This window comes from Sphingopyxis granuli NBRC 100800, assembly GCF_001591045.1.
Lineage (GTDB): Bacteria > Pseudomonadota > Alphaproteobacteria > Sphingomonadales > Sphingomonadaceae > Sphingopyxis > Sphingopyxis granuli.
Map to the genome: position 1 here is coordinate 1 of NZ_BCUA01000048.1, position 19,002 is coordinate 19,002.

General features: G+C 67.7%; 21 protein-coding genes and 1 pseudogene. 7 read left to right on the top strand and 15 right to left on the bottom strand.

Features of this window, described 5'->3' with window-relative positions:
- Both SGR02S_RS12070 and SGR02S_RS12075 read left to right on the top strand, forming a co-directional pair.
- Window positions 1-358, top strand: a 358-nt coding sequence (locus SGR02S_RS12070) for a winged helix-turn-helix domain-containing protein (RefSeq protein ID WP_174521657.1), incomplete at its 5' end; no start/stop codon positions are given.
- Window positions 355-1,695, top strand: coding sequence for an ATP-binding protein (locus SGR02S_RS12075; RefSeq protein ID WP_067109967.1), 1,341 nt, complete (start codon window positions 355-357; stop codon window positions 1,693-1,695). The genes SGR02S_RS12070 and SGR02S_RS12075, both read left to right, overlap by 4 nt.
- Window positions 1,696-1,731: 36 nt before the next feature.
- Here the strand turns inward: SGR02S_RS12075 and SGR02S_RS12080 are convergent, their stop codons facing one another.
- The 7 genes from SGR02S_RS12080 to SGR02S_RS12110 all read right to left on the bottom strand — a co-directional run bounded on the left by SGR02S_RS12080 (window position 1,732) and on the right by SGR02S_RS12110 (window position 6,770).
- Window positions 1,732-2,544, bottom strand: coding sequence for an acyl-CoA thioesterase (locus SGR02S_RS12080; RefSeq protein WP_255211466.1), 813 nt, complete (start codon window positions 2,542-2,544; stop codon window positions 1,732-1,734).
- A 114-nt stretch (window positions 2,545-2,658) separates the two neighbouring features.
- A complete protein-coding gene (locus SGR02S_RS12085) occupies window positions 2,659-3,828 on the bottom strand; it encodes a saccharopine dehydrogenase family protein (RefSeq protein WP_067109973.1) in 1,170 nt (389 codons plus the stop codon).
- 70 nt (window positions 3,829-3,898) lie between these two features.
- Window positions 3,899-4,387 carry a DoxX family protein gene (locus tag SGR02S_RS12090; protein WP_082797114.1) on the bottom strand — a complete coding sequence of 163 codons (489 nt, stop codon included), beginning with the start codon at window positions 4,385-4,387 and terminating at the stop codon, window positions 3,899-3,901.
- A 72-nt stretch (window positions 4,388-4,459) separates the two neighbouring features.
- Complete coding sequence (gene dcd / locus SGR02S_RS12095; RefSeq protein WP_067109979.1) at window positions 4,460-5,014, bottom strand: dCTP deaminase; 555 nt, start codon at window positions 5,012-5,014, stop codon at window positions 4,460-4,462.
- Between the two features lie 39 nt (window positions 5,015-5,053).
- The gene (locus SGR02S_RS12100) at window positions 5,054-5,521 is read right to left on the bottom strand and encodes a cytidine deaminase (RefSeq protein ID WP_067109982.1); all 468 of its coding nucleotides are present in this window, start codon (window positions 5,519-5,521) and stop codon (window positions 5,054-5,056) included.
- Entirely contained in the window at window positions 5,518-6,270 is a 753-nt protein-coding gene (locus SGR02S_RS12105) for a glycoside hydrolase family 25 protein (protein WP_067109987.1), read from the bottom strand. The genes SGR02S_RS12100 and SGR02S_RS12105 overlap by 4 nt, the downstream gene beginning before the upstream one ends.
- 2 nt (window positions 6,271-6,272) lie before the next feature.
- On the bottom strand, window positions 6,273-6,770 hold the full coding sequence (locus SGR02S_RS12110; protein WP_067109990.1) for a UPF0262 family protein: 498 nt from the start codon (window positions 6,768-6,770) through the stop codon (window positions 6,273-6,275).
- 271 nt (window positions 6,771-7,041) lie between these two features.
- Between SGR02S_RS12110 and SGR02S_RS12115 the strand changes: the two genes are divergently transcribed.
- Entirely contained in the window at window positions 7,042-8,553 is a 1,512-nt protein-coding gene (locus SGR02S_RS12115; protein WP_067109993.1) for a replicative DNA helicase, read from the top strand.
- 121 nt (window positions 8,554-8,674) lie between these two features.
- Here SGR02S_RS12115 and SGR02S_RS12120 read toward each other — a convergent pair whose 3' ends face one another.
- The 8 genes from SGR02S_RS12120 to astD all read right to left on the bottom strand — a co-directional run bounded on the left by SGR02S_RS12120 (window position 8,675) and on the right by astD (window position 14,870).
- The gene (locus SGR02S_RS12120; protein ID WP_067110041.1) at window positions 8,675-9,484 is read right to left on the bottom strand and encodes a phosphoadenylyl-sulfate reductase; all 810 of its coding nucleotides are present in this window, start codon (window positions 9,482-9,484) and stop codon (window positions 8,675-8,677) included.
- A 61-nt stretch (window positions 9,485-9,545) separates the two neighbouring features.
- On the bottom strand, window positions 9,546-9,971 hold the full coding sequence (locus tag SGR02S_RS12125) for a DUF934 domain-containing protein (protein WP_067109996.1): 426 nt from the start codon (window positions 9,969-9,971) through the stop codon (window positions 9,546-9,548).
- The gene (locus tag SGR02S_RS12130) at window positions 9,964-11,598 is read right to left on the bottom strand and encodes a nitrite/sulfite reductase (protein ID WP_067109999.1); all 1,635 of its coding nucleotides are present in this window, start codon (window positions 11,596-11,598) and stop codon (window positions 9,964-9,966) included. The genes SGR02S_RS12125 and SGR02S_RS12130 overlap by 8 nt, the downstream gene beginning before the upstream one ends.
- Before the next feature lies 1 nt (window position 11,599).
- Window positions 11,600-11,896 carry a DUF2849 domain-containing protein gene (locus SGR02S_RS12135; RefSeq protein ID WP_067110003.1) on the bottom strand — a complete coding sequence of 99 codons (297 nt, stop codon included), beginning with the start codon at window positions 11,894-11,896 and terminating at the stop codon, window positions 11,600-11,602.
- Window positions 11,884-12,681: a uroporphyrinogen-III C-methyltransferase gene (gene cobA, locus SGR02S_RS12140; RefSeq protein ID WP_067110006.1), complete on the bottom strand. Its 798-nt coding sequence runs from the start codon at window positions 12,679-12,681 to the stop codon at window positions 11,884-11,886. Before cobA ends, SGR02S_RS12135 begins: the two co-directional genes overlap by 13 nt.
- 81 nt (window positions 12,682-12,762) lie before the next feature.
- A complete protein-coding gene (locus tag SGR02S_RS12145) occupies window positions 12,763-13,101 on the bottom strand; it encodes a helix-turn-helix transcriptional regulator (RefSeq protein WP_156483067.1) in 339 nt (112 codons plus the stop codon).
- A 20-nt stretch (window positions 13,102-13,121) separates the two neighbouring features.
- Complete coding sequence (locus SGR02S_RS12150) at window positions 13,122-13,370, bottom strand: type II toxin-antitoxin system RelE family toxin (RefSeq protein WP_067110044.1); 249 nt, start codon at window positions 13,368-13,370, stop codon at window positions 13,122-13,124.
- A 54-nt stretch (window positions 13,371-13,424) separates the two neighbouring features.
- Window positions 13,425-14,870 carry a succinylglutamate-semialdehyde dehydrogenase gene (gene astD / locus SGR02S_RS12155; protein ID WP_067110009.1) on the bottom strand — a complete coding sequence of 482 codons (1,446 nt, stop codon included), beginning with the start codon at window positions 14,868-14,870 and terminating at the stop codon, window positions 13,425-13,427.
- A 130-nt stretch (window positions 14,871-15,000) separates the two neighbouring features.
- Between astD and SGR02S_RS12160 the strand changes: the two genes are divergently transcribed.
- The 4 genes and pseudogenes from SGR02S_RS12160 to SGR02S_RS12175 all read left to right on the top strand — a co-directional run bounded on the left by SGR02S_RS12160 (window position 15,001) and on the right by SGR02S_RS12175 (window position 18,931).
- The gene (locus SGR02S_RS12160) at window positions 15,001-15,888 is read left to right on the top strand and encodes an alpha/beta fold hydrolase (RefSeq protein WP_067110012.1); all 888 of its coding nucleotides are present in this window, start codon (window positions 15,001-15,003) and stop codon (window positions 15,886-15,888) included.
- Window positions 15,885-17,084: a glycosyltransferase gene (locus tag SGR02S_RS12165; RefSeq protein ID WP_255211467.1), complete on the top strand. Its 1,200-nt coding sequence runs from the start codon at window positions 15,885-15,887 to the stop codon at window positions 17,082-17,084. The genes SGR02S_RS12160 and SGR02S_RS12165 overlap by 4 nt, the downstream gene beginning before the upstream one ends.
- Before the next feature lie 84 nt (window positions 17,085-17,168).
- Window positions 17,169-18,572, top strand: coding sequence for an NAD(P)H-dependent flavin oxidoreductase (locus SGR02S_RS12170; protein WP_067110015.1), 1,404 nt, complete (start codon window positions 17,169-17,171; stop codon window positions 18,570-18,572).
- A 59-nt stretch (window positions 18,573-18,631) separates the two neighbouring features.
- Window positions 18,632-18,931, top strand: a pseudogene (locus tag SGR02S_RS12175) (GIY-YIG nuclease family protein).
- The last annotated feature ends 71 nt before the right edge of the window (window positions 18,932-19,002 follow it).

Consider the following 19,002-nt stretch of genomic DNA (forward strand, 5'->3'; position numbering starts at 1 on the left):
GAACGGCCGCGCGCTCGACGCCGGCGGGACGAGCTATGCCTTCGGCCCCTGGGTGCTGCGCGAGGTCGAGCGCGTGCTGGTCGATCGCGACGGGCGCGAGGTGGCTTTGTCGTCGGGCGAATATCACCTGCTCCACGCGCTGGTGCGCCATCCGCGGCAGGTGATGAGCCGCGACCGGCTGCTCGACCTCGTGCGCGGGCGGGAAGCCGACATCTTCGACCGCGCGATCGACAATCTGGTCAGCCGCCTGCGCAAGAAGATCGAGGACGATCCGGCGCGGCCGCAGATCGTCAAGACCGTGTGGGGCGGCGGCTATACCCTGGCGTGCGAGGTCAAGCGGATGGACGCCGCGACATGACGCTGCGCCTGTGGCCCCGCAGCCTGATCGGGCAACTCGTCTTTGCGGTTGCCGCGATGCTGTTCATCGCGCAGGCGGTCAATTTCGCGATGCTCGCGCGCGGGCAGCGGCAGCAGATCCTGGCTCACGGCGGCGGCATGGCGGTCGCGCGGATCATCGACGCGGTCGAACGCGACCGGCGCGGCGTGGCCGAAGCCGACGACAGCGATCACAACCGGCGCGAGCGCGTGCAACGGCTCGTCATATCGAACGAACCGACCCGGCCGCCGCCGCAGGCCGAAGCGGCCCCCGCGCTCGCCGCCTATGTCGCCGGGCTGCTCGACGAAGCCGACGTCCGCGCCGAGCGGGTCGATGCCTGGGCCCTGCCGCCGCGGCCGCACGCGCAGCGCACGGGTTTCTCTTCGCGGACGGTCGTCGTGTCGGCAAAGGTGGGGGACCGCTATTATGCGGTGCGCAGCCGGATTCCGACCGACGGAAAGCGGCTGCAGGGTTTCCTGCTGTGGCAGACGCTCTCGCTCTATCTGCTGCTGCTGGTGCCGATCCTGTTCATCGCCTGGCGCGCCGCCGCGCCGCTGCGCGACCTGACGCGCGCCGCGCGCGGCAATCCGGCGCTGCGCGACACGACCCCGCTCGTCGAGGCGGGGCCGTCGGACGTGCGCGACCTGATCAGCGCCTTCAACGCCTATCGCGCGCGGATCGCGGCGATGCTCGCCGACAAGGACCGGATGCTCGGCGCTGTCGGGCACGACCTGCGGACCCCGCTCGCCAGCCTGCGCGTGCGCGTCGAGCAGGTCGAGGATGCGCAGCTGCGCGACAAGATGATCGCGTCGATCGAGGAGATGACGGCGATGCTCGCCGACATATTGGCGCTGGCCCGCGCCGGCTCGGGCACCGAAGCGCGAGAGGCGGTGGGGCTGGACGTGCTGGCCGGCGACGTGGCGGCCGATTATCGCGAGCAGGGCAAGGACGTCTCGCTCGCCGCCGTCGCCGCCGTGACGGTGCAGGCGCGGCCGATGCTGCTGCGCCGGGCGCTGCGCAACCTGATCGACAATGCGGTCGCCTATGGCCTGCGCGCACGCCTGTCGGTGGCGGTCGCGGACGGCGAGGCGCGCCTGATCGTGTCCGACGACGGCCCCGGGCTCGCCGAGACGCAGATCGAAGCGCTGATGGAGCCCTTCGCGCGCGGCGAGGAATCGCGCAACCGCGCGACCGGCGGCGCCGGTCTGGGACTGGCGATCGCGCGCGAGATTGCCGAAAGCGAAGGCGGCCGCCTGACGCTGGCCAACCGCGCGGGCGGCGGCCTCGACGCGGTGATCGCGCTGCCGGTTCCGGAGTGAAGCGACGTCCTGCTATCGGCGGTTAGATCGCGATCGTCATGCGTACACCGCAACCGCCTGGCTACCGCTCAGCACCGGCTCGCCGGCGCGGTTCCACAGCATCATGTCCTGCACCGACAGCCCGCGGCGCGCATAGCCTGTCCTGGCCGACAAAAGCCACCAGCCGTCGTCGGTCTCGGGCGTCGCGGTCAGCATGTTGACGGTCCAGTTCATCGAACTGATCGGCCCGAATTCGCTGAACAGCGCCATCGCCGCGGGCGGCAACGCGTCGCCGAGCGCGAGCAGTGCGACGGTGGGGTGGCACCGCGGTTCCTCGATGAAGCGCACCCAGGTCAGATACTCGCCGACCTCCTGCTTCCAGCCGAAGCGCGGGCCGGTGGTCGGGCGCATGTCGAAATGCTTCGAGAAGGTCGGGCGCACCTTGTGCTCGGGAACCGGCGCCAGCGCCTCGGGCGGCGGGGCGTCGGGCATGGTCAGGCGATTGTGATCGACGTGGCTTTCCCGGTCGGGCGAGAAGGCGAACACCGCGGCGGTGCCGAAACCCGCCTCGCTCGACACGCCCGCATCGACGAACAGGCTCGATTTCGACCGGCGCAGCACCCGTGTCTCGACCGTGCAATCGCCGGCCACCGGGCCGACGAAACTGATCTGGGCATAGCGCAGCGGCGCATCGGTCGGGTGCAGCGCCATCGTGCCCGCGAGCGCCACCGCCGAACTGATCCCGCCATAGGCGGTGCGTCCCTGCATCCAGCCTTCGTCGATATGCGCGGTCGCGACATCGCCATCGGTCCGCAGCGTCGAGAGAAGGGTGTCGAGGGGAGAGAGAGAGGAGAGGGTCATATCCGTCATTTCGTCATGAATCCGTTCGCCCCGAGCCTGTCGAAGGGCCGCCCTTCCTTCGAGGGAAAGAAGAACGGTGCTTCCCCCGGCCTTGAGCCGGGGTCAGCACGAACGGAAGATGGGTCATTCCTCGATCTGGAAGCTCAACCCGGCCTCGGCGGTCAGCCGGTCGATCAGTGCCTGCCCCAGCAGCGCGCCCGGCGTCCAGATGCCGCCTTCGCCCTCGGTCGCCAGCAGCGTCATGCCGGTTTCGGCGAGCATCTTCGACGTCGAGCCATAGCCGGGGTCGCGGTCGCCCCGCACCGAGGCGCGAATCGTCCGCCCGTCGGGATATTCGCCGATGAACAGGATGTCGTAGAAGCCGTTCTCGCGCTCCTCCCTGCTCGGCCCTTCGCCGGGCTTGAGCTTCGCGTCGCCGAACGGATTCGCCTTCGCCATCGCTTGGGCCATCGCCTTGCCGGCGTCGCCGATCGTCGTCATCACCATTTCGTCATAGACGAGGTCGGCGCCCCAGCGGTGCCCGAGCAGAAAATTGGTGCGATGGACGTTCTTGGTGTTGATCGGCGCCATCACGAAGGGCGCGGTCCAGGTGCCGGTCGCCGGATCATGTTCGGGAACCAGCCCGCTCGGCTGGTGCGGCCCTTCGAAACCGGGGGTGAGCGCGAAGCTCGACTTGAGCAGCAGCGCCAGCGACGGCTTCTTCGCGACGGCTTTCAGCGTCTCGGTCAGGCTGGCGATCGTGCCGCCCGACGCGCCGCCCTTCATCTGGCGCACCCGGCCCTTCACGCGCGGCGCGGGGGCGCTGTGGCGCTTCACCGCCTCGGCCTGCAGGAACAGCACGCCGAGGTCGAAGGGGATCGAATCGAAGCCGCAGGAAAAGGTGATGCGCGCGCCCGACGCCCTGGCCGCGTCCTGGTGCGCGTCGATCATCTCGCGCATCCAGCCCGGCTCTCCGCACAGGTCAGCATAGGCGGTGCCCGCGCGCACGCAGGCGGCGACGAGGGCGCTGCCGTAGAGCTGGTAGGGGCCGACCGTGGTCAACACCACGCGCGTGCGCGCGGCCATCGCGTCGAGGCTGCCGGGATCGTCGGCGTCGGCGACGATCAGCGGGGTTTCCTCGTCGGCGCCGATCAGGTCGCGCACCTCCGCCAGCTTGTCGAGGCTGCGCCCCGCCATCGCCCAGCGCGGCGCGTCCGCGCGGCCCTTGTAATGATGCGCGAGATATTCGGCGACGAGCCGCCCGGTGAAACCCGTCGCGCCATAGACGATGATGTCGAGATCGCGGGATGCCATGAAACCCTCCCTTTACGTAAACGTCAAGCGAAGGCTAGCGCAGGCGGACCGCGATGCCAAGCGCGAAGCGTCAGAAGCGCCACCACGGCCGTTTGACGACGACCGGCGCGCCCACGGCTTCGGCCTGACCCTCGGCGCGCGCGGCGCGCAGTTCGACCTCGTGCAGTTCGATCTCGTCGCGGCGCCTGCGGCGCAGCGCATCATAGCTCCAGCGCGTGTGGCCATAGCCGAAGAGGCAGAGCAGACCGCCCGCGATCGCCAGATTCTTCATCGCCGCCATCGCCTGCACGGGATCGGTGAAATCGCGGTGGAAGAAGAGGATGGTGAGCAGCACGAACGCCGCCAGCAGCAGCGAGAAGGCTCGCGCATAAATGCCGAGTGCGATGCAGACGCCCGCGATCAGTTCGAACAGCCCGGTCGGAACGGCGAGCCAGCCGGGCAGGTCGGCGGCGGAGATCATCGCGCTGGTGTCGTTGACGTGGATCAGCTTGTTGATCCCTGATACGACGAAGATCAGCGCGATGAACAGGCGGCCGATGAATACGGCGATCATGGACATGGAACATCCTCCAACACGCGCCCCTTCCGCTTGGGGAGATGACGCGCGAGAGGGCGGGGCGGTTCCGCGGGATCAGAGCTTGGGCAGCGTCACGCCCTTCTGCCCCATATATTTGCCCGCGCGGTCGGCGTAGCTCGTCTCGCACGGCTCGTTGCCCTGCAGGAACAGGAACTGGCACGCGCCCTCGTTGGCATATATTTTCGCGGGCAGGGGGGTGGTGTTCGAAAACTCCAGCGTCACATGACCCTCCCAGCCGGGTTCGAGCGGGGTGACGTTGACGATGATTCCGCAGCGCGCATAGGTCGATTTGCCGAGGCAGATGACGAGCACGTCCCTGGGGATGCGGAAATATTCGACCGTGCGCGCGAGCGCGAAGCTGTTCGGCGGGATGATGCAGACGTCGGTCTTGCGGTCGACGAAGCTGTTCGACGCGAAATCCTTGGGATCGACGACCGCGCTGTCGACATTGGTGAAAATCTTGAACTCGTCGGCGACGCGCGCGTCATAGCCGTAGGACGACAGGCCATAGCTGATGCAGCCGTCGCGCCGCTGCGCCTCCACGAACGGCTCGATCATCTGCTGCGTGCGGGCTGCGTCGCGAATCCATTTGTCGGAAAGAATGGCCATGCCGCCGTCTTGTCGGCGCGCGCGCCTTTGCGCAAGCGGTCAGTCGCGGACGAGGCCCATATCCTTCGGTCCGAAGGCGGCGGGGAGCAGATCGCTCAGCCGATAGCTTTCCACCGCCGTGCCGTCGCCCGATGCGCAATGGACCCAGATGTCGGTCTTCGACTGCTCGGCCGCCTCGTTCAATATCTGGCGGCAGCGGCCGCACGGATGCACCGCCTCGGCACCGGCCAGCGCCGCGCCTTCGGGGCGGCCGCCGACGATCGCGACCGCGGCGAGTTCGCCGATCCAGCCTTCGTTGGCGATCTTCGCGATCGCCGCGGTTTCGGCGCACAGCGTCAGGCCATAGCTCGCATTCTCGACATTGGCGCCGGTGACCACGTCGCCGTTCTTGAGCAATAGCGCCGCACCGACGTGAAAGCCCGAATAGGGGGCATAGGCGCGCGCGGCCGCCTCGCGCGCCGCGTCGATCAGCGCGTCGCGGTCGGCATCGGTCGGATCGTCGGTCATGGCGTGGTTCCTTCGGGGCGCACGACGTTCCAGCCGACCGTGCCGTCGGCGCCGGCGATGCGCAGATAATGGTTGGCCTGCCACATCACCCAGGGATGGGCGCCATAGTCGGGCTCGAAGAAATCGCGGCGCAGCCAGGTGGTGCGCGCGATGCCGCTCGTCACCTTGTAATCGGCCTCGAACGCGGCGCCGGGTGCGATCAGGCTGCGCTTGCCCATATGCGCCTCGATCTGCGCCAGAAAGGTCGCGAGTTCGCTCAGCAGCAGCGCGCGCGTCGGCCGGTCGGGGCAGCGGTCGTCATAGTCGAGCCAGACGACCGGGGGCAGGGCGTCGGTGCGCCGCGGGACGTGGCGGATGAAATTGGCCGCCTGGTCGGTGGCGAGGCGGCACAGGCTGTAATGATGGATCGGACCGGTGCGCACCCCCGCGTCGCGCGCCGCGGCCATGTTGCGCGCGTAGAGCGGATCGACGCCGCTGTCGCCGTCGGTCGCCGCCAGATAGGCGAAATCGGCGCCCGCCGCCTTGACCGAACCCCAGTGGACCTGGCCGTTCGCGGCGTCGAGCGTCACCCCCTGCAACGGATATTGCGCGCGCGGCGGCGTCCAGCGCGCTGCCCACCACAATCCGACCCCGATGGCGAGCACGGCCAGCAGCAGCACCCCGCCGATGCGTCGCAGCCCGCGTGCGGCCGCATCGCGCCAGCCGGTCGCTGCCGGCTTGTTCCTGCGCTGGATCGCCCCCTTCGCCATGCTTACCCCTTGATGTGGAGGACGCAGATGAGCGTGAACAGGCGGCGCGCGGTGTCGAAATCGACCGCGATCTTGCCGTCGAGCCGGTCCATCAACATCTCCGCCGCATCATTGTGAAGCGCGCGGCGCGCCATGTCGACGGTTTCTATCTGTTGTGCGGTCGCCGACCGGATCGCCTGATAATAGGAATCGCAGATCGCGAAATAGTCGCGGATCGGGCGGCGGAAGCGGCCAAGGCCGAGAATGACCGCCTCGAGCGGCGAACCGTCCTCGCGGCTGATCTCGAAGATCAGCCGTCCGTCCTCGACCCGCAACATCAGGCGATAGGGCCCGGCATAGCCGTCGGGATGGCCGCGCTGCGGCACGAACTTGTTGTCCTCGATCAGGTCGAAGATGGCGACGCGCCGTTCCTGCTCGACATCGGGATTGCGCCAGACGATCGTGCCCTCGTCGAGCTCGACCGAGATGATGCGCTGCTTCGATGGGTCGGCGTCGGTCATGATGAAGGTGCTTCTACCCGCCGCACGGCGAAGGGCAAGGGGGCGACTAGGTCCCCCCGCCCGCAGGCGGGAGGGGTTGGGGGTGGGGCCGCCAACGTTGCAGTCGGCCCCACCCCGCTGCGACTAACGAACAAGTTCGTAAGTCTCGCTGCCTCTCCCGCCTGTGGGAGGGGGTGGCCGCAAAACTATCCCCAGAACGCTCCACGGCAGGCGTGGCCGCGACGATCAACGTCGTTGCATATGGTTTCAGGGGGTTCCATTATGCGTCGCCATGCCCGAGCTCGCCCTGTTCCCCACTCCGGCTCCCGCCGGGGACGACCGCCAATTGCCCCGCAATATCGAGGCCGAGGCCGCGTTCCTGGGCGCGATCCTGATCGACAACCGAGTCGTCGAGGATCTGCCGGTGCAGCTTTCGCCCGCGCATTTCTTCGAACCGCTGCACGGGCGCATCTTCGCGCAGGCGATGGCGCTGGTCGAGCGCAACAGCATCGCGACCCCCGTGACGCTCAAGCCCTTTTTCGAGGGCGACGAGGCGATGAAGGCGGTCGGCGGCGTCGGTTACCTCGCGCAGCTCACCGGCAGCGGCGCCGGGTTGATCGGCGTGCGCGATTTCGCGCGGCAGATCTACGACCTCGCTCTGCTGCGCGAGCTGGTCGGAGTCGGCCGCACGCTCGTCGACAATGCGCTCGACACGAGCGAGAGCGTCGATCCGCAGGCGCAGATCGAAGAGGCCGAGACCTCGCTCTACAAGGTTGCGGGCGGCGATGCCGAACTGGGGTCGGTCAAGAGCTTCAGCGCCGCGAGCCTCACCGCGCTCCAGGCGGCCGAACGCGCGCTCAATTCGGGCGGTCACCTGTCGGGCACGACGACCGGCATCGCCAGCGTCAACGCCAAGATCGGCGGCATGCACAATTCGGACCTGATGATCCTCGCCGGCCGTCCGGGCATGGGCAAGACCTCGCTGGCGACGAACATCGCCTATAACGCCGCCGAGCGCTGGCGCCGCGACGAGGAGGACGGGATTCCGCCCGAAAAGAACATGGGCGCGAAGGTCGCTTTCTTCAGCCTCGAAATGTCGGCCGACCAGCTCGCGACGCGCGTTCTGGCCGAGCAGTCGGGCGTGTCGGGCGAAGCGCTGCGCATGGGCAAGATCAGCAAGGAGCAGTTCCAGCAACTGTCGCGCGCCGCGCAGCAGCTCCAGACGCTGCCGCTGTTCATCGACGACACCCCGGGCCTGACGATCGCCGGTCTGCGCACGCGGGCGCGGCGGCTGCAACGGCGGCACGGCATCGGGTTCATCGTCGTCGACTATCTCCAGCTTCTGCAGGGCTCGTCGCGCAGCGGCGATAACCGGGTGCAGGAGATTTCAGAGATTTCGCGTGGTCTCAAGACGTTGGCGAAGGAACTTAATGTGCCGGTGATGGCGCTGTCGCAGCTCAGCCGTCAGGTCGAAAGCCGCGAGGACAAGCGCCCGCAGCTTTCGGACCTGCGCGAATCGGGCTCGATCGAACAGGACGCCGACATGGTGCTCTTCGTGTTCCGCGAGGATTATTATGTCGCCGCGCGCGAGCCGAAGCGCCCGGTCGAGGGTGATGACATCAAGATCCACGCCGCGCACGAGGAATGGGCGGCGGAGATGGAGCGCGTCTTCGGTCTTGCCGAACTGATCGTCGCCAAGTCGCGCCACGGCTCGACCGGCAAGGTGCGCCTGCACTTCGAGGCCAAGACGACCAAGTTCAGCGACCTCGCCGACGACAGCATGGCCTATGCGGATTACGAGTAGGCCGATTGCTCAATAGCGTCGTCATTGCGAGCGAAGCGAAGCAATCTCCAGCTATCGGTCTCGCACAAGGTCGATAGCTGGAGATTGCCGCGTCGCCTTCGGCTCCTCGCAATGACGAGCCTCAAAACGCCGGGTCGTTCGCCGGGTCGTCGCCGATCGGGGTCACCGCTTCGTGGATGCCGCACTCGGTCTTGTCCCAGCCGCGCCAGCGGCCCGCGCGCGGGTCTTCGCCCGGCTTCACCTTCGAGGTGCAGGGCGAGCAACCGATCGACGGATAGCCTTCCGCCTCCAGCGGATGGCGCGGCAGGTCGTGCGCCTCGAACCAGGCGTCGAGCGCCTCGCGTGTCCAGTTGGCGAGCGGGTTGAACTTGAGGCGGCCCGAGCTGCCATCGAGCTCGAAGCGCGGCAGGCCGGTGCGCGTCGCGGACTGGAAACCCTTGCGGCCGGTGATCGAGGCGTCGAAGTCGGCGAGCGCCTTTTCGAGCGGCCTGACCTTGCGGATCTCGCAGCAGCCGTCGGGGTCGTAGGACCAGCGCAGGCCCGTCTCGTCCTTCTTCGCCAGTTCCTCCGGATCGGGTGTCAGCGTGACGAGGTTGAGCCCGAGCCGCGCCGCGAGCGTGTCGCGATAGGCGAGCGTTTCGGGAAAATGCTTGCCGGTGTCCAAAAAGAGCACCGGAATGTCGGGCGCCGCCCGCGTCACCAGATGGAGCAGCACCGCGCTTTCGGCGCCGAAGCTCGAAACGATCGCGGTGTCGCCGAGCAAGCCCGCGCCGAGCACGCTCGCGACCACCTCCGCGGCGTCCTGCCCGCGGAACAGATTGTTCAGGCGGACGACGTCGGCCTGCGTGAAGCGCGGCGCGACGTCGATCCGGTCGCGCCTCCTGTCATCCCCCGCATCGCCGCTCGCGTCGCGCGCGGTCGGGACACCCATCGGCCGCGCATGGCCCTGGGGGGTCTCGACCTCGTTCGCCGCGAACGGGAGTTTCGAGGTGTCAGCCATGCCTCAGTTTCCAGATCGGCACCGCGCCGTCCGCCGCATGCTGATAGACATGATCGTACCGGCGCAGCGACGCATCGACGTCGGCGCGGTTGAGCGGGCTGTGCGGGGCGAAGCTGTCGATGCCGCAGCGCCGCATGAAGGCGACGAGGTCGACGAGCACGTCGCCTTCGGCGCGAATCTCGCCCTCATAACCCGCCTCGCGCAGGATGCGTGCCGCGGTGAAGCAGCGGCCGTCGCGAAAGCGGGGAATGCCGAGTTCGACCAGCTTCACCCGGCCGAGTTCGGGGATCAGCCGCCGCGGGTCCTCGCCCGCTTCGAGCCGCACCGCGCTGGCGTCGGGCTGTTCGAGGAAGGCGTCGAGCGTGACCGCGGGTTCCTCGACCGGCTCGTCGTTCCGAAAACGCAGGGCATCAGCCATAAATGGCCTCCTTGAAGGCGTCGAGGCCGACGCGGCGATAGGTGTCGAGAAAGCGTTCGTCCTCGGTGCGCAGTTCGCGGTAGCGCTCGATAGCGCGCTCGACCGCATCGACGACGCCATCCTCGTCGAAGCCGGGGCCGGTGATCTTTGCCTGCGTCGTGTCCTCCGCGCCCGATCCGCCCAGCAGCAGCTGGTAGTTCTCGGTCCCCTTGCGGTCGACGCCGAGGATGCCGATGTGCCCCGCATGATGATGCCCGCAGGCGTTGATGCACCCCGAAATCTTGATCTTGAGCTCGCCGAGGTCGCGCTGGCGATCCATGTCGGCGAAGCGCTGCTGAATCTTCTGCGCGACCGGAATCGACCGCGCGTTGGCGAGCGTGCAATAATCGAGGCCGGGGCAGGCGATGACATCGGTGACGAGGTCGAGGTTGGCGTCGGCGAGCCCCGCCGCCTTCAACGCCTGCCACACCGCATGCAGGTCCTGTTTGCGGACATGCGGCAGCACGACGTTCTGGGCATGGGTCACGCGCAGATCGTCGAAGCTGTAGCGTTCGGCGAGATCGGCGAGCGCCTCCATCTGCTCGGCGGTGACGTCGCCGCCGATGCCGCCGATCGGCTTGAGACTGACGTTGACGATCGCATAGCCGGGCGCCTTGTGCGCCACGGTCTGGTGATCGACCCACAGCGCGAAATCGGGGTCCGACCGGTCGACGGCCTCGGACAGGCCCGCCTCGAACGGCGGCGGCGCGAAATAGGCGGCGATGCGGTCGTATTCGGCCTGCGGAAAATCGGTGCCGAGCGTCAGGAAATGCTGGAACGCTTCCTCGACCTGGCGGCGGAACTCCTCTTCGCCCAGGTCGTGGACGAGGATCTTCATCCGCTGCTTGTGGATGTTGTCGCGCCGCGCGTGGAGGTTCCACACGCGCAATATCGCCTGGAGGTAGGAGAATATCTGCGACGCCGGGCAGAAATCGCGGATCTTGTAGGCGATGAAGGGGGTGCGCCCCATGCCGCCGCCGGCATAGACCTCGAAACCTTCCTCGCCCGCTTCATTGCGGATAATGCGCAGCGCGCAGTCGTGCCAGCGCAGCGCCGCGCGGTCGGCCGGCGACGAGATCACGCAGATCTTGAACTTGCGCGGCAGATAGCTGAATTCGGGGTGAAAGGTCGTTGCCTGCCGCAGCAGTTCGGCCCAGGGGCGCGGATCGCATATCTCATCGGCGGCGGCGCCCGCATATTGATCGGCGGAGATGTTGCGGATGCTCTCGCCGCTGGTCTGGATCGCGTGCATCTCGACCGTCGCCAGTTCGGCGAGGATGTCGGGCGCATCTTCCAGTTTGATCCAGTGGTACTGGAGGTTCTGGCGCGTCGTGAAATGGCCGTAGCCGCGGTCGTACTTGCGCGCGATCTCGGCAAGCTTGCGAAGCTGTGTCGAATTGAGCGTGCCATAGGGAATGGCGACGCGCAGCATATAGGCGTGAAGCTGGAGGTAGAGCCCGTTCTTGAGCCGCAGCGGCTTGAACTGGTCGTCGTTCATGTCGCCCGCGATGCGGCGGCGGGTCTGGTCGCGGAATTCCTCGACGCGCGCATCGACCATCGCGCGGTCATATTGGTCGTATTTGTACATGTCAGATCACCCAGTCGCCGGCCACCGGATCGGCGGGCTTCAATGTCAGGTCGGGGCGCACGGTCGGGCCGCGCGCGCGGATGCGGTCCTTGATATGCGCGGGGCGCGGTCCCTTGGCGGTGTCCACCGCGTCGATCAGATAGCCGCCGTTGACGCGGCGCGCGCCATCCTCGGCCGACAGGATCGCCTCGCCATGTTCGCCGACGTCGGCGGCGTCCTCGACGTGGATCGACCAGCCGCGGCCGGTCCACCAGATCACGGCGCCCGTCTTCAGATCGTTTCCGGTCAGGAGTCGCATGCCATATCCTTCAATGAAGCAATCAGTCCCGGCGCGCCGAGGCAGTCGAGCGCGTCGGCGCGCGCCGCGACCTTGCCGACGATAATCAGCGCGGGGCTGGCGACCCGCTCGCGCGCGACGAGATCGCCGAGATCGGTGAGGAGGGTGCGCAGCACGCGGGCGTCGGCGGTGGTGCCGCGCTCGATCACCGCGACCGGCAGGCCGGGCGAGACCCCGTCCGCGATCAGCTTGTCGGCGATCGCCGAGGCGGTCGCGAGCCCCATATAGATGACGAGGGTGCGGCCATGGCCCGCGAGACCCGACCAGTCCTGATCGGTCAGATTCTTGCACTGACCGGCGACGAAGCTGACCGCGCTGGCATCCTCGCGGTGGGTGAGCGGGAGACCGGCCTGCGCGGCGCAGCCCGCCGCGGCGGTGATGCCGGGAACGACCTCGCAGGTGATGCCCGCGTCGCGCGCCGCGTCGAGTTCCTCGCCGCCGCGCCCGAAGATGAAGGGATCGCCGCCCTTCAGCCGCACGACCCGCCGCCCCGCGCGCGTCTCGCGGATCAGCAGTGCATTGATCGCCTTCTGCTTCATCGTGTGGCGGCTGCGTTGCTTGGCGACCGAGATGCGCTCGACGTGCGGCGGGATCAGCGCGAGCACGCCCGCACCGACCAGCCCGTCGTGAACGATCAGGTCGGCGCTTTCGAGAAGGCGCGCCGCGCGCAGCGTCAGCAGGTCCGGATCGCCCGGACCGGCGCCGACAAGCCACAGCTTGCCCTGGGGGAGAGGATGCTTGTCCATGCCGCCGGTGTGGCCGTCGGCCCGAAAGATGGCAAAGCAGGCTTTTTTTGCTGGGGTGAAGCAAAATTTGCGTATTGAAATTCAGCCTCGCACCAGATCCTCCATTTCGACGCGCAGCGCGCGTGCCAGCCGCGCTATGGTTTCCACCGATCCCCGCTTTCGGCCCGATTCGATATCGGCGATCTGGACCCGGTTGACGCCCGACGCCTGTGCCAGGCCCTGCTGGGTCCATCCGCGCAGATCGCGCCAGACGCGAAGCGGATTTTCGCCGTCAAGGATGCGATCGGCATATTCGGCGGGAACCAGCTCGTCTTCGCCTGCATCAAGACGCGCCTTCGCCCGATCATAGGCGCGAAGGTCGACTAGCTCCTCCGCCGCTTCGCGAAGGCGGTCATATTCGTCTTGCGGGATCGTCACCATCTTGTTCACGCCATCGTCCTTCACTCATAGATGCTGCCGCGCGAGCCGATTTCCAGAACCGCGACAACGACCCCGTCTTCCATGATCACACGCCAGTCGCCGACGCGAAGGCGGACCGCGTCGCGCCCCTTCAAAGCTTTGACATTGTTCGCCAGCGATGCGGGATCGCTTGCATATTGTTCGATCTTCGACCGGATCAATCGCGCCGTATTCGCCGGCATACGGCCCAGCGTCCTGATGGCGGACCGGGTGTAGGCGATGGGCTTCACGCGCACGATGTAGCCCGTGGCTTCATTTCTGTCAATCGCGGGATCGGCCCGCGCTCAGAGAAAACCCTTGCGGATCAGCTTCGACCCTTCGGGATCGCGCAGGCCGATGCCGATCGAGGCGCGCATCGCGTCGCTTTCGGACGACGCCACCGGATAGGCGCAATAGTCCGCGGCGTAGAAGGCGCTCGGCCGGTGATTCCCCGACAGCCCGATGCCGCCGAAGGGCGCGGCGGACGAGGCGCCGTTGGTCGGCCGGTTCCAGTTGATGACGCCGGCGCGGGCATTGGCCCAGAACTGGTCGTAAAGTTGCGGGTTGCCGCCGATCAGCGCCGCCGACAGGCCGAAGTGGGTGTTGTTCGCCTCGGCGATCGCCGCCTCGAAGCTGTCGACACGAATGACTTGGAGCAGCGGGCCGAACAGTTCGACATCGGGGCGCTCGCGCATGTCGGTCACGTCGATGATGCCGGGGGTCAGGAAGGGGCGACCCTCGACCGGCCGCGTCATGTGGCGGACGACCTGACCGCCGTTGGACATCAGGATCAGGAAGCTTTCGGTCAGGCCGTCGGCCGCCTCATTGTCGATCACCGGCCCCATATAGGGGGCGGGGTCGGCGTGCGGATGATCGACGATCAGCCGGCTTGCGAGCGCCTTGACCTCCTCGATCAGCGCGTCGGCCATGCTGTCCCGGACGATCAGCCGCCGCGCGTTGCTGCACCGCTGCCCGGCGCTGAGGAAGGCCGACTGGACGATCAGGATGGCGGCGGTGCGGATGTCCGCGGTGTCCCATGCGACGATCGGGTTGTTGCCGCCCATTTCGAGCGCCAGTATCTTGCCCGGCTGACCGGCGAACTGGCGGCTCAGCGCGACGCCGGTCCGTGCCGATCCGGTGAACAGCAGCCCGTCGATGCCCTCGTGCCCCGCCAGCGCCTTGCCCTGATCGGGGCCGCCGACGATCAGCCGCAGCACCTCTTGCGGCACCCCCGCTTCGTGGAACAGTTCGACCAGCTTCGCGCCGACCGCCGGGGTCTTTTCCGACGGCTTGAACAGCACCGAATTGCCCGCGAGCAGCGCCGGGACGATGTGGCCGTTCGGCAGATGCGCCGGGAAATTATAGGGGCCGAGAACCGCGAGCGTCCCGTGCGGCTTGTGCCGCACCGCGTTGCGCAGGCCCATCGCGCCCTCGATGCGGCGGTTCGGGGTGCGTTCGGCATAGGCCTTGATCGAGATGTCGACCTTGTTCTCGACCGATTCGACTTCGGTGCGCGCTTCCCACAATGGCTTGCCGGTCTCGCGCGCGATCAGGTCGGCGAGCGTCTCGCCCTCCGCCTTCACCCGGTCGGCGAAGCGGCGCAGCGTTTCGGAGCGGAAAGTAAGCGGCTTTGCCGCCCATTCGGGCCAGCCGCGGCGGGCGATCGCGACCTCTGCGTCGACATCGCTGATCGCGCCGCGCCAAAGCTCTTTTCCGGTGGCGGGTTCGAAGGAAAGCAGGGCTTCGCTCATGGTCGCTCGCCTCTTATCGGTGAAAGCCGCCCGCGGCAACCGGCGGCGGCGCGGGATGGCTTGCGCGGCGCGCCGGGTTGGCGATAGACGCAGCAGGGCGTCCGTGCGGACAGGAAGGGGACCCGCCATTTTGGCAAGACAGGATCATCGCCGCGAGTGGGACGACCATTATTGGTGGTCGGCCGACGGCGTCCGGCTGCACGCGCGCCTCTATCCCGGCCCGGAGGAGGCGGCCGCGCTGCCGCCGATCCTGTGCATGCCGGGGCTCGCGCGCAACGCCCGCGACTTCGAGGCGGTGGCGCCGCACATGGCGGCGCGGCGGCGCGTGATCGTCGCCGAATTCCGCGGCCGCGGCGAAAGCGCCTATGCGAAGGACCCGATGACCTATGTCCCGCTGACCTATGTTCAGGACATGGTGGCGCTGCTCGACGAACTGGGGATCGGGCGCTTCGCGACCGTCGGGACCTCGCTTGGCGGGCTGGTGTCGATGCTGATGGCGGCGAGCCTGCCGGGGCGGCTGGCCGGCGCGTTGCTCAACGATGTCGGGCCCGAACTCGAAAGCGCCGGGCTCGACCGCATCCGCGACTATATCGGCGTGGGGGGCAGCCAGCCGACGTGGATGCACGCTGCGCGCGCGTTCCGCGACCTGAACCACGCGGTCTTTCCGCACTATGGTATCCACGACTGGCTGCGGCTGACCAAGCGCACCCATCGGCTGACCCCGGAGGGGCGGATCGTCGCCGATTACGACAAGCAGATCGCCGCGCCGCTGCGCCTGCCCGCCGGCGACGGGGTCGACCTGTGGCCCGCCTATCGCGCCTTCGGCGACGCGCCGGTGCTGATCCTGCGCGGGGCGCTGTCGGACATATTGGCGGGAAGCGCGGCCGCGAAGATGGCGGCGGCCCTGCCGGGCGCGCGGCTGGTCGAGGTGCCCGGCGTCGGCCATGCCCCGACGATGGACGAACCCGAAGCGCGCGCGGCGATCGACGCGTGGATCGCGGACCTGCCCGCGGCGTGAAGGACCGGCCCGCGATCGCGCGCGAGCGTCCGGTTCGCCCCGCGATCGCGCGCGATCGCCCGGTTCGCATCGTCCACCTCCACTCCAGCTTTTCGCTGGGCGGCAAGGAGGCGCGGGCGGTGCGGCTGATGAACCTGATGGAGGATCGCGCGCGGCACGTCGTGCTGTCGGCGGTGCCCGGCGCGCTCGGCGCGCGCGACGCGATCGCGCCGGGCATCGACGTGCGTTTCCCCGCCGACGCGCCGTCGCTCGCCGGGCGGCCGTCGCTGACGCGCTACCGCGAGATCGCGCGCTACTTGCAGGATTTCGATCTCGCGCTCAGCTACAATTGGGGCGCCATGGACGGGGTGATGGCGCATCGGCTCCATCGGCGTCGCCTGCCGGGCCTGATCCATCACGAGGACGGGTTCAACGAGGACGAAAGCACGCGGCGCAACCGGAAGCGCAATCTGTTCCGTCGCCTTGCGCTGCGTTCGGCGGAGGCGCTGGTCGTGCCATCGACGCTGCTCCAGCGGATCGCCGCCGCCGAATGGGGCGTTGCCGACCGCACCCGGCTGATCCGCAACGGCATCGACGTCGCCGCCTATGGCCGCGCGCCGGACGTGCCGATCCCCGGCCTCGTCCGGCGTGAGGGCGAGGTGGTGATCGGCACCGTTGCCGGGCTGCGCAAGGTAAAGGACCTGCCCCGCCTCGTGCGCGCGGTGGCGGCGCTGCCGCCGCACGTACGGCTCGCGATCGTCGGCGAGGGGCCGGATCGCGACGCGATCGCTGCGGAGGGGGCGGCGTGCGGCATCGCCGACCGTCTCGTCATGCCCGGTTTCATGGCGCAGCCGGCGCGCTGGATCGGCCATTTCGACCTGCTCGCGTTGTCGTCGCTCAGCGAACAGGCGCCGATCGCAGTGATCGAGGCGATGGCGGCTGGGCTTCCCGTCGTCAGCCCCGATGTCGGCGACGTCGCGGCGATGGTGTCGGACGCGAACCGGCCGTTCGTCGCCGGCGACGAAAGCGCGTTTCGTGCCGCACTGGCGCGGATGGCGAGCGACGGCGCATTGCGGGCGGCCGTCGGCGCGGCGAATCGGCGCGCGGCGGCCGAACGCTTCGACGAATCAACGATGGTCGCGGCCTATGAAAAGCTTTATGCTCGACCGCTGGGTGGATATGGCCTGTTCGGCGGCGAACGGGTCGCGATCGATTGACAAAGGGGGCCGTCTTCCGCTTACGGAAACGGAAAATGGGGGCCGGAGCCGAGCAGGCGGTTGGCCGAGAGAAAGAGGTATAGAGTGTTCAAAGGTTTGAAGCCCATCCTTTACGGCGGCCGCGAAGTCTGGCCGCTGGTCGAGGGGGGCAAGGGCGTGTCGGCGACCAACCACGCCTCCAGCGGTGCCTGGGCCGCGGCGGGCGGGATCGGCACGGTTTCGGCGGTCAACGCCGACAGCTATGACGCGGAGGGCAAGATCGTCCCGCAGGTCTATCGCGCGCTGACGCGGCGCGAGCGGCACGACGAGCTGGTGCAATATGCGATCGACGGCGCGGTCGAGCAGGTGACGCGCGCCCACGACATCGCCGGCGGCCAGGGTGCGATCAACATCAACGTCCTGTGGGAAATGGGCGGGGCGCAGCGCGTGCTCGAAGGCGTGCTCGAACGAACGAAGGGGCTCGTCACCGGCGTCACCTGCGGCGCGGGCATGCCCTACAAGCTCAGCGAGATTGCGGCGCGGCACAATGTCCATTATCTGCCGATCATCTCGTCGGCGCGCGCCTTCCGCGCCTTGTGGAAGCGCGCCTACAACAAGGTCGCCGACCTGATGGCGGCGGTGGTGTACGAGGACCCGTGGCTCGCCGGCGGCCACAACGGCCTGTCGAATGCCGAGGACCCGCTGAAGCCCGAGGATCCCTATCCGCGCGTCAAGGCGCTGCGCGACACGATGCGCGCAGAGGGGATTGCCGATAGCGTGCCGATCGTGATGGCGGGCGGCGTCTGGTATCTGCGCGACTGGGAGGACTGGATCGACAATCCCGAACTCGGCCAGATCGTCTTCCAGTACGGCACGCGGCCGCTGCTGACGCAGGAAAGCCCGATCCCGCAGGCGTGGAAGGATCGCTTGCGCACCCTCGAAGACGGCGACGTGCTGCTCCACCGCTTTTCGCCCACCGGCTTTTATTCGAGCGCGGTGCGCAACCCCTTCCTGCGCGACCTCGAGGCGCGCTCGGAACGCCAGATTCCCTATTCGAAGCAGCAGGCGGGCGACCATGTCGTCCAGCTCGACGCCGGGGTGAAGGGCAAGAATTTCTGGGTCACCCCGCACGACCGCGACCGCGCGCGGGGCTGGGTCGCCGAAGGCTATACCACCGCGCTCAAGACCCCCGACAATACGGTGGTCTTCGTCACCGAGACCGACAAGGCCACGATCCGCAAGGATCAGGCCGACTGCATGGGTTGCCTGTCGCATTGCGGCTTCTCGTCGTGGAAGGACCATGACGATTATTCGACCGGCTATCTCGCCGACCCGCGCAGCTTTTGCATCCAGAAGACGCTGCAGGACATCGCGCACGGCGGCGACGTCGAACAGAATCTGATGTTCGCGGGCCACGCCGCGTTCAATTTCAAGACCGACCCCTTCTACTCGAACAACTTCACCCCGACGGTGAAGGAACTGGTGGACCGCATCCTGACGGGGGATTGAATATGCCCCGTCATTGCTTCGCTGCGCTCGCAATGACAAGCCTCTATTGAGTTGAGACCATGCGCGAACGTCAGTCGGCGGTCTATATCATGGCGAGCCGGCGCAACGGGACGCTGTATACTGGCGTCACCTCGAACTTGGCGCAGCGCGTGTGGCAGCATCGCGAAGGATAGGGCGGCTTTTCCGGTCGTTATGACTGCGGGATGCTTGTGCGGTTTGAAATTCACGCAACCATGGAATTTGCCATTGCGCGGGAAAAGCAACTTAAAGCTGGCCGCGCGAAGAAACTGGCGCTGATTGAGGCGGAAAATCCGCTCTGGCGCGATTTGTGGCCTGACATTCTCGACGGCAGCGAGTGACACTCTGGATTGCTTCGCTTCGCTCGCAATGACGGAGTTTCATAGCGCACCGTCATTGCGAGCGAAGCGAA

Coding starts and splice junctions, on each gene's coding strand:
- SGR02S_RS12075 (WP_067109967.1), top strand. CDS start 355: ATGACGCTGCGCCTGTGGCCCCGCAGCCTGATCGGGCAACTCGTCTTT.
- SGR02S_RS12080 (WP_255211466.1), bottom strand. CDS start 2,544: ATGACGGATATGACCCTCTCCTCTCTCTCTCCCCTCGACACCCTTCTC.
- SGR02S_RS12085 (WP_067109973.1), bottom strand. CDS start 3,828: ATGGCATCCCGCGATCTCGACATCATCGTCTATGGCGCGACGGGTTTC.
- SGR02S_RS12090 (WP_082797114.1), bottom strand. CDS start 4,387: ATGTCCATGATCGCCGTATTCATCGGCCGCCTGTTCATCGCGCTGATC.
- dcd (WP_067109979.1), bottom strand. CDS start 5,014: ATGGCCATTCTTTCCGACAAATGGATTCGCGACGCAGCCCGCACGCAG.
- SGR02S_RS12100 (WP_067109982.1), bottom strand. CDS start 5,521: ATGACCGACGATCCGACCGATGCCGACCGCGACGCGCTGATCGACGCG.
- SGR02S_RS12105 (WP_067109987.1), bottom strand. CDS start 6,270: ATGGCGAAGGGGGCGATCCAGCGCAGGAACAAGCCGGCAGCGACCGGC.
- SGR02S_RS12110 (WP_067109990.1), bottom strand. CDS start 6,770: ATGACCGACGCCGACCCATCGAAGCAGCGCATCATCTCGGTCGAGCTC.
- SGR02S_RS12115 (WP_067109993.1), top strand. CDS start 7,042: ATGCCCGAGCTCGCCCTGTTCCCCACTCCGGCTCCCGCCGGGGACGAC.
- SGR02S_RS12120 (WP_067110041.1), bottom strand. CDS start 9,484: ATGGGTGTCCCGACCGCGCGCGACGCGAGCGGCGATGCGGGGGATGAC.
- SGR02S_RS12125 (WP_067109996.1), bottom strand. CDS start 9,971: ATGGCTGATGCCCTGCGTTTTCGGAACGACGAGCCGGTCGAGGAACCC.
- SGR02S_RS12130 (WP_067109999.1), bottom strand. CDS start 11,598: ATGTACAAATACGACCAATATGACCGCGCGATGGTCGATGCGCGCGTC.
- SGR02S_RS12135 (WP_067110003.1), bottom strand. CDS start 11,896: ATGCGACTCCTGACCGGAAACGATCTGAAGACGGGCGCCGTGATCTGG.
- cobA (WP_067110006.1), bottom strand. CDS start 12,681: ATGGACAAGCATCCTCTCCCCCAGGGCAAGCTGTGGCTTGTCGGCGCC.
- SGR02S_RS12145 (WP_156483067.1), bottom strand. CDS start 13,101: ATGGTGACGATCCCGCAAGACGAATATGACCGCCTTCGCGAAGCGGCG.
- astD (WP_067110009.1), bottom strand. CDS start 14,870: ATGAGCGAAGCCCTGCTTTCCTTCGAACCCGCCACCGGAAAAGAGCTT.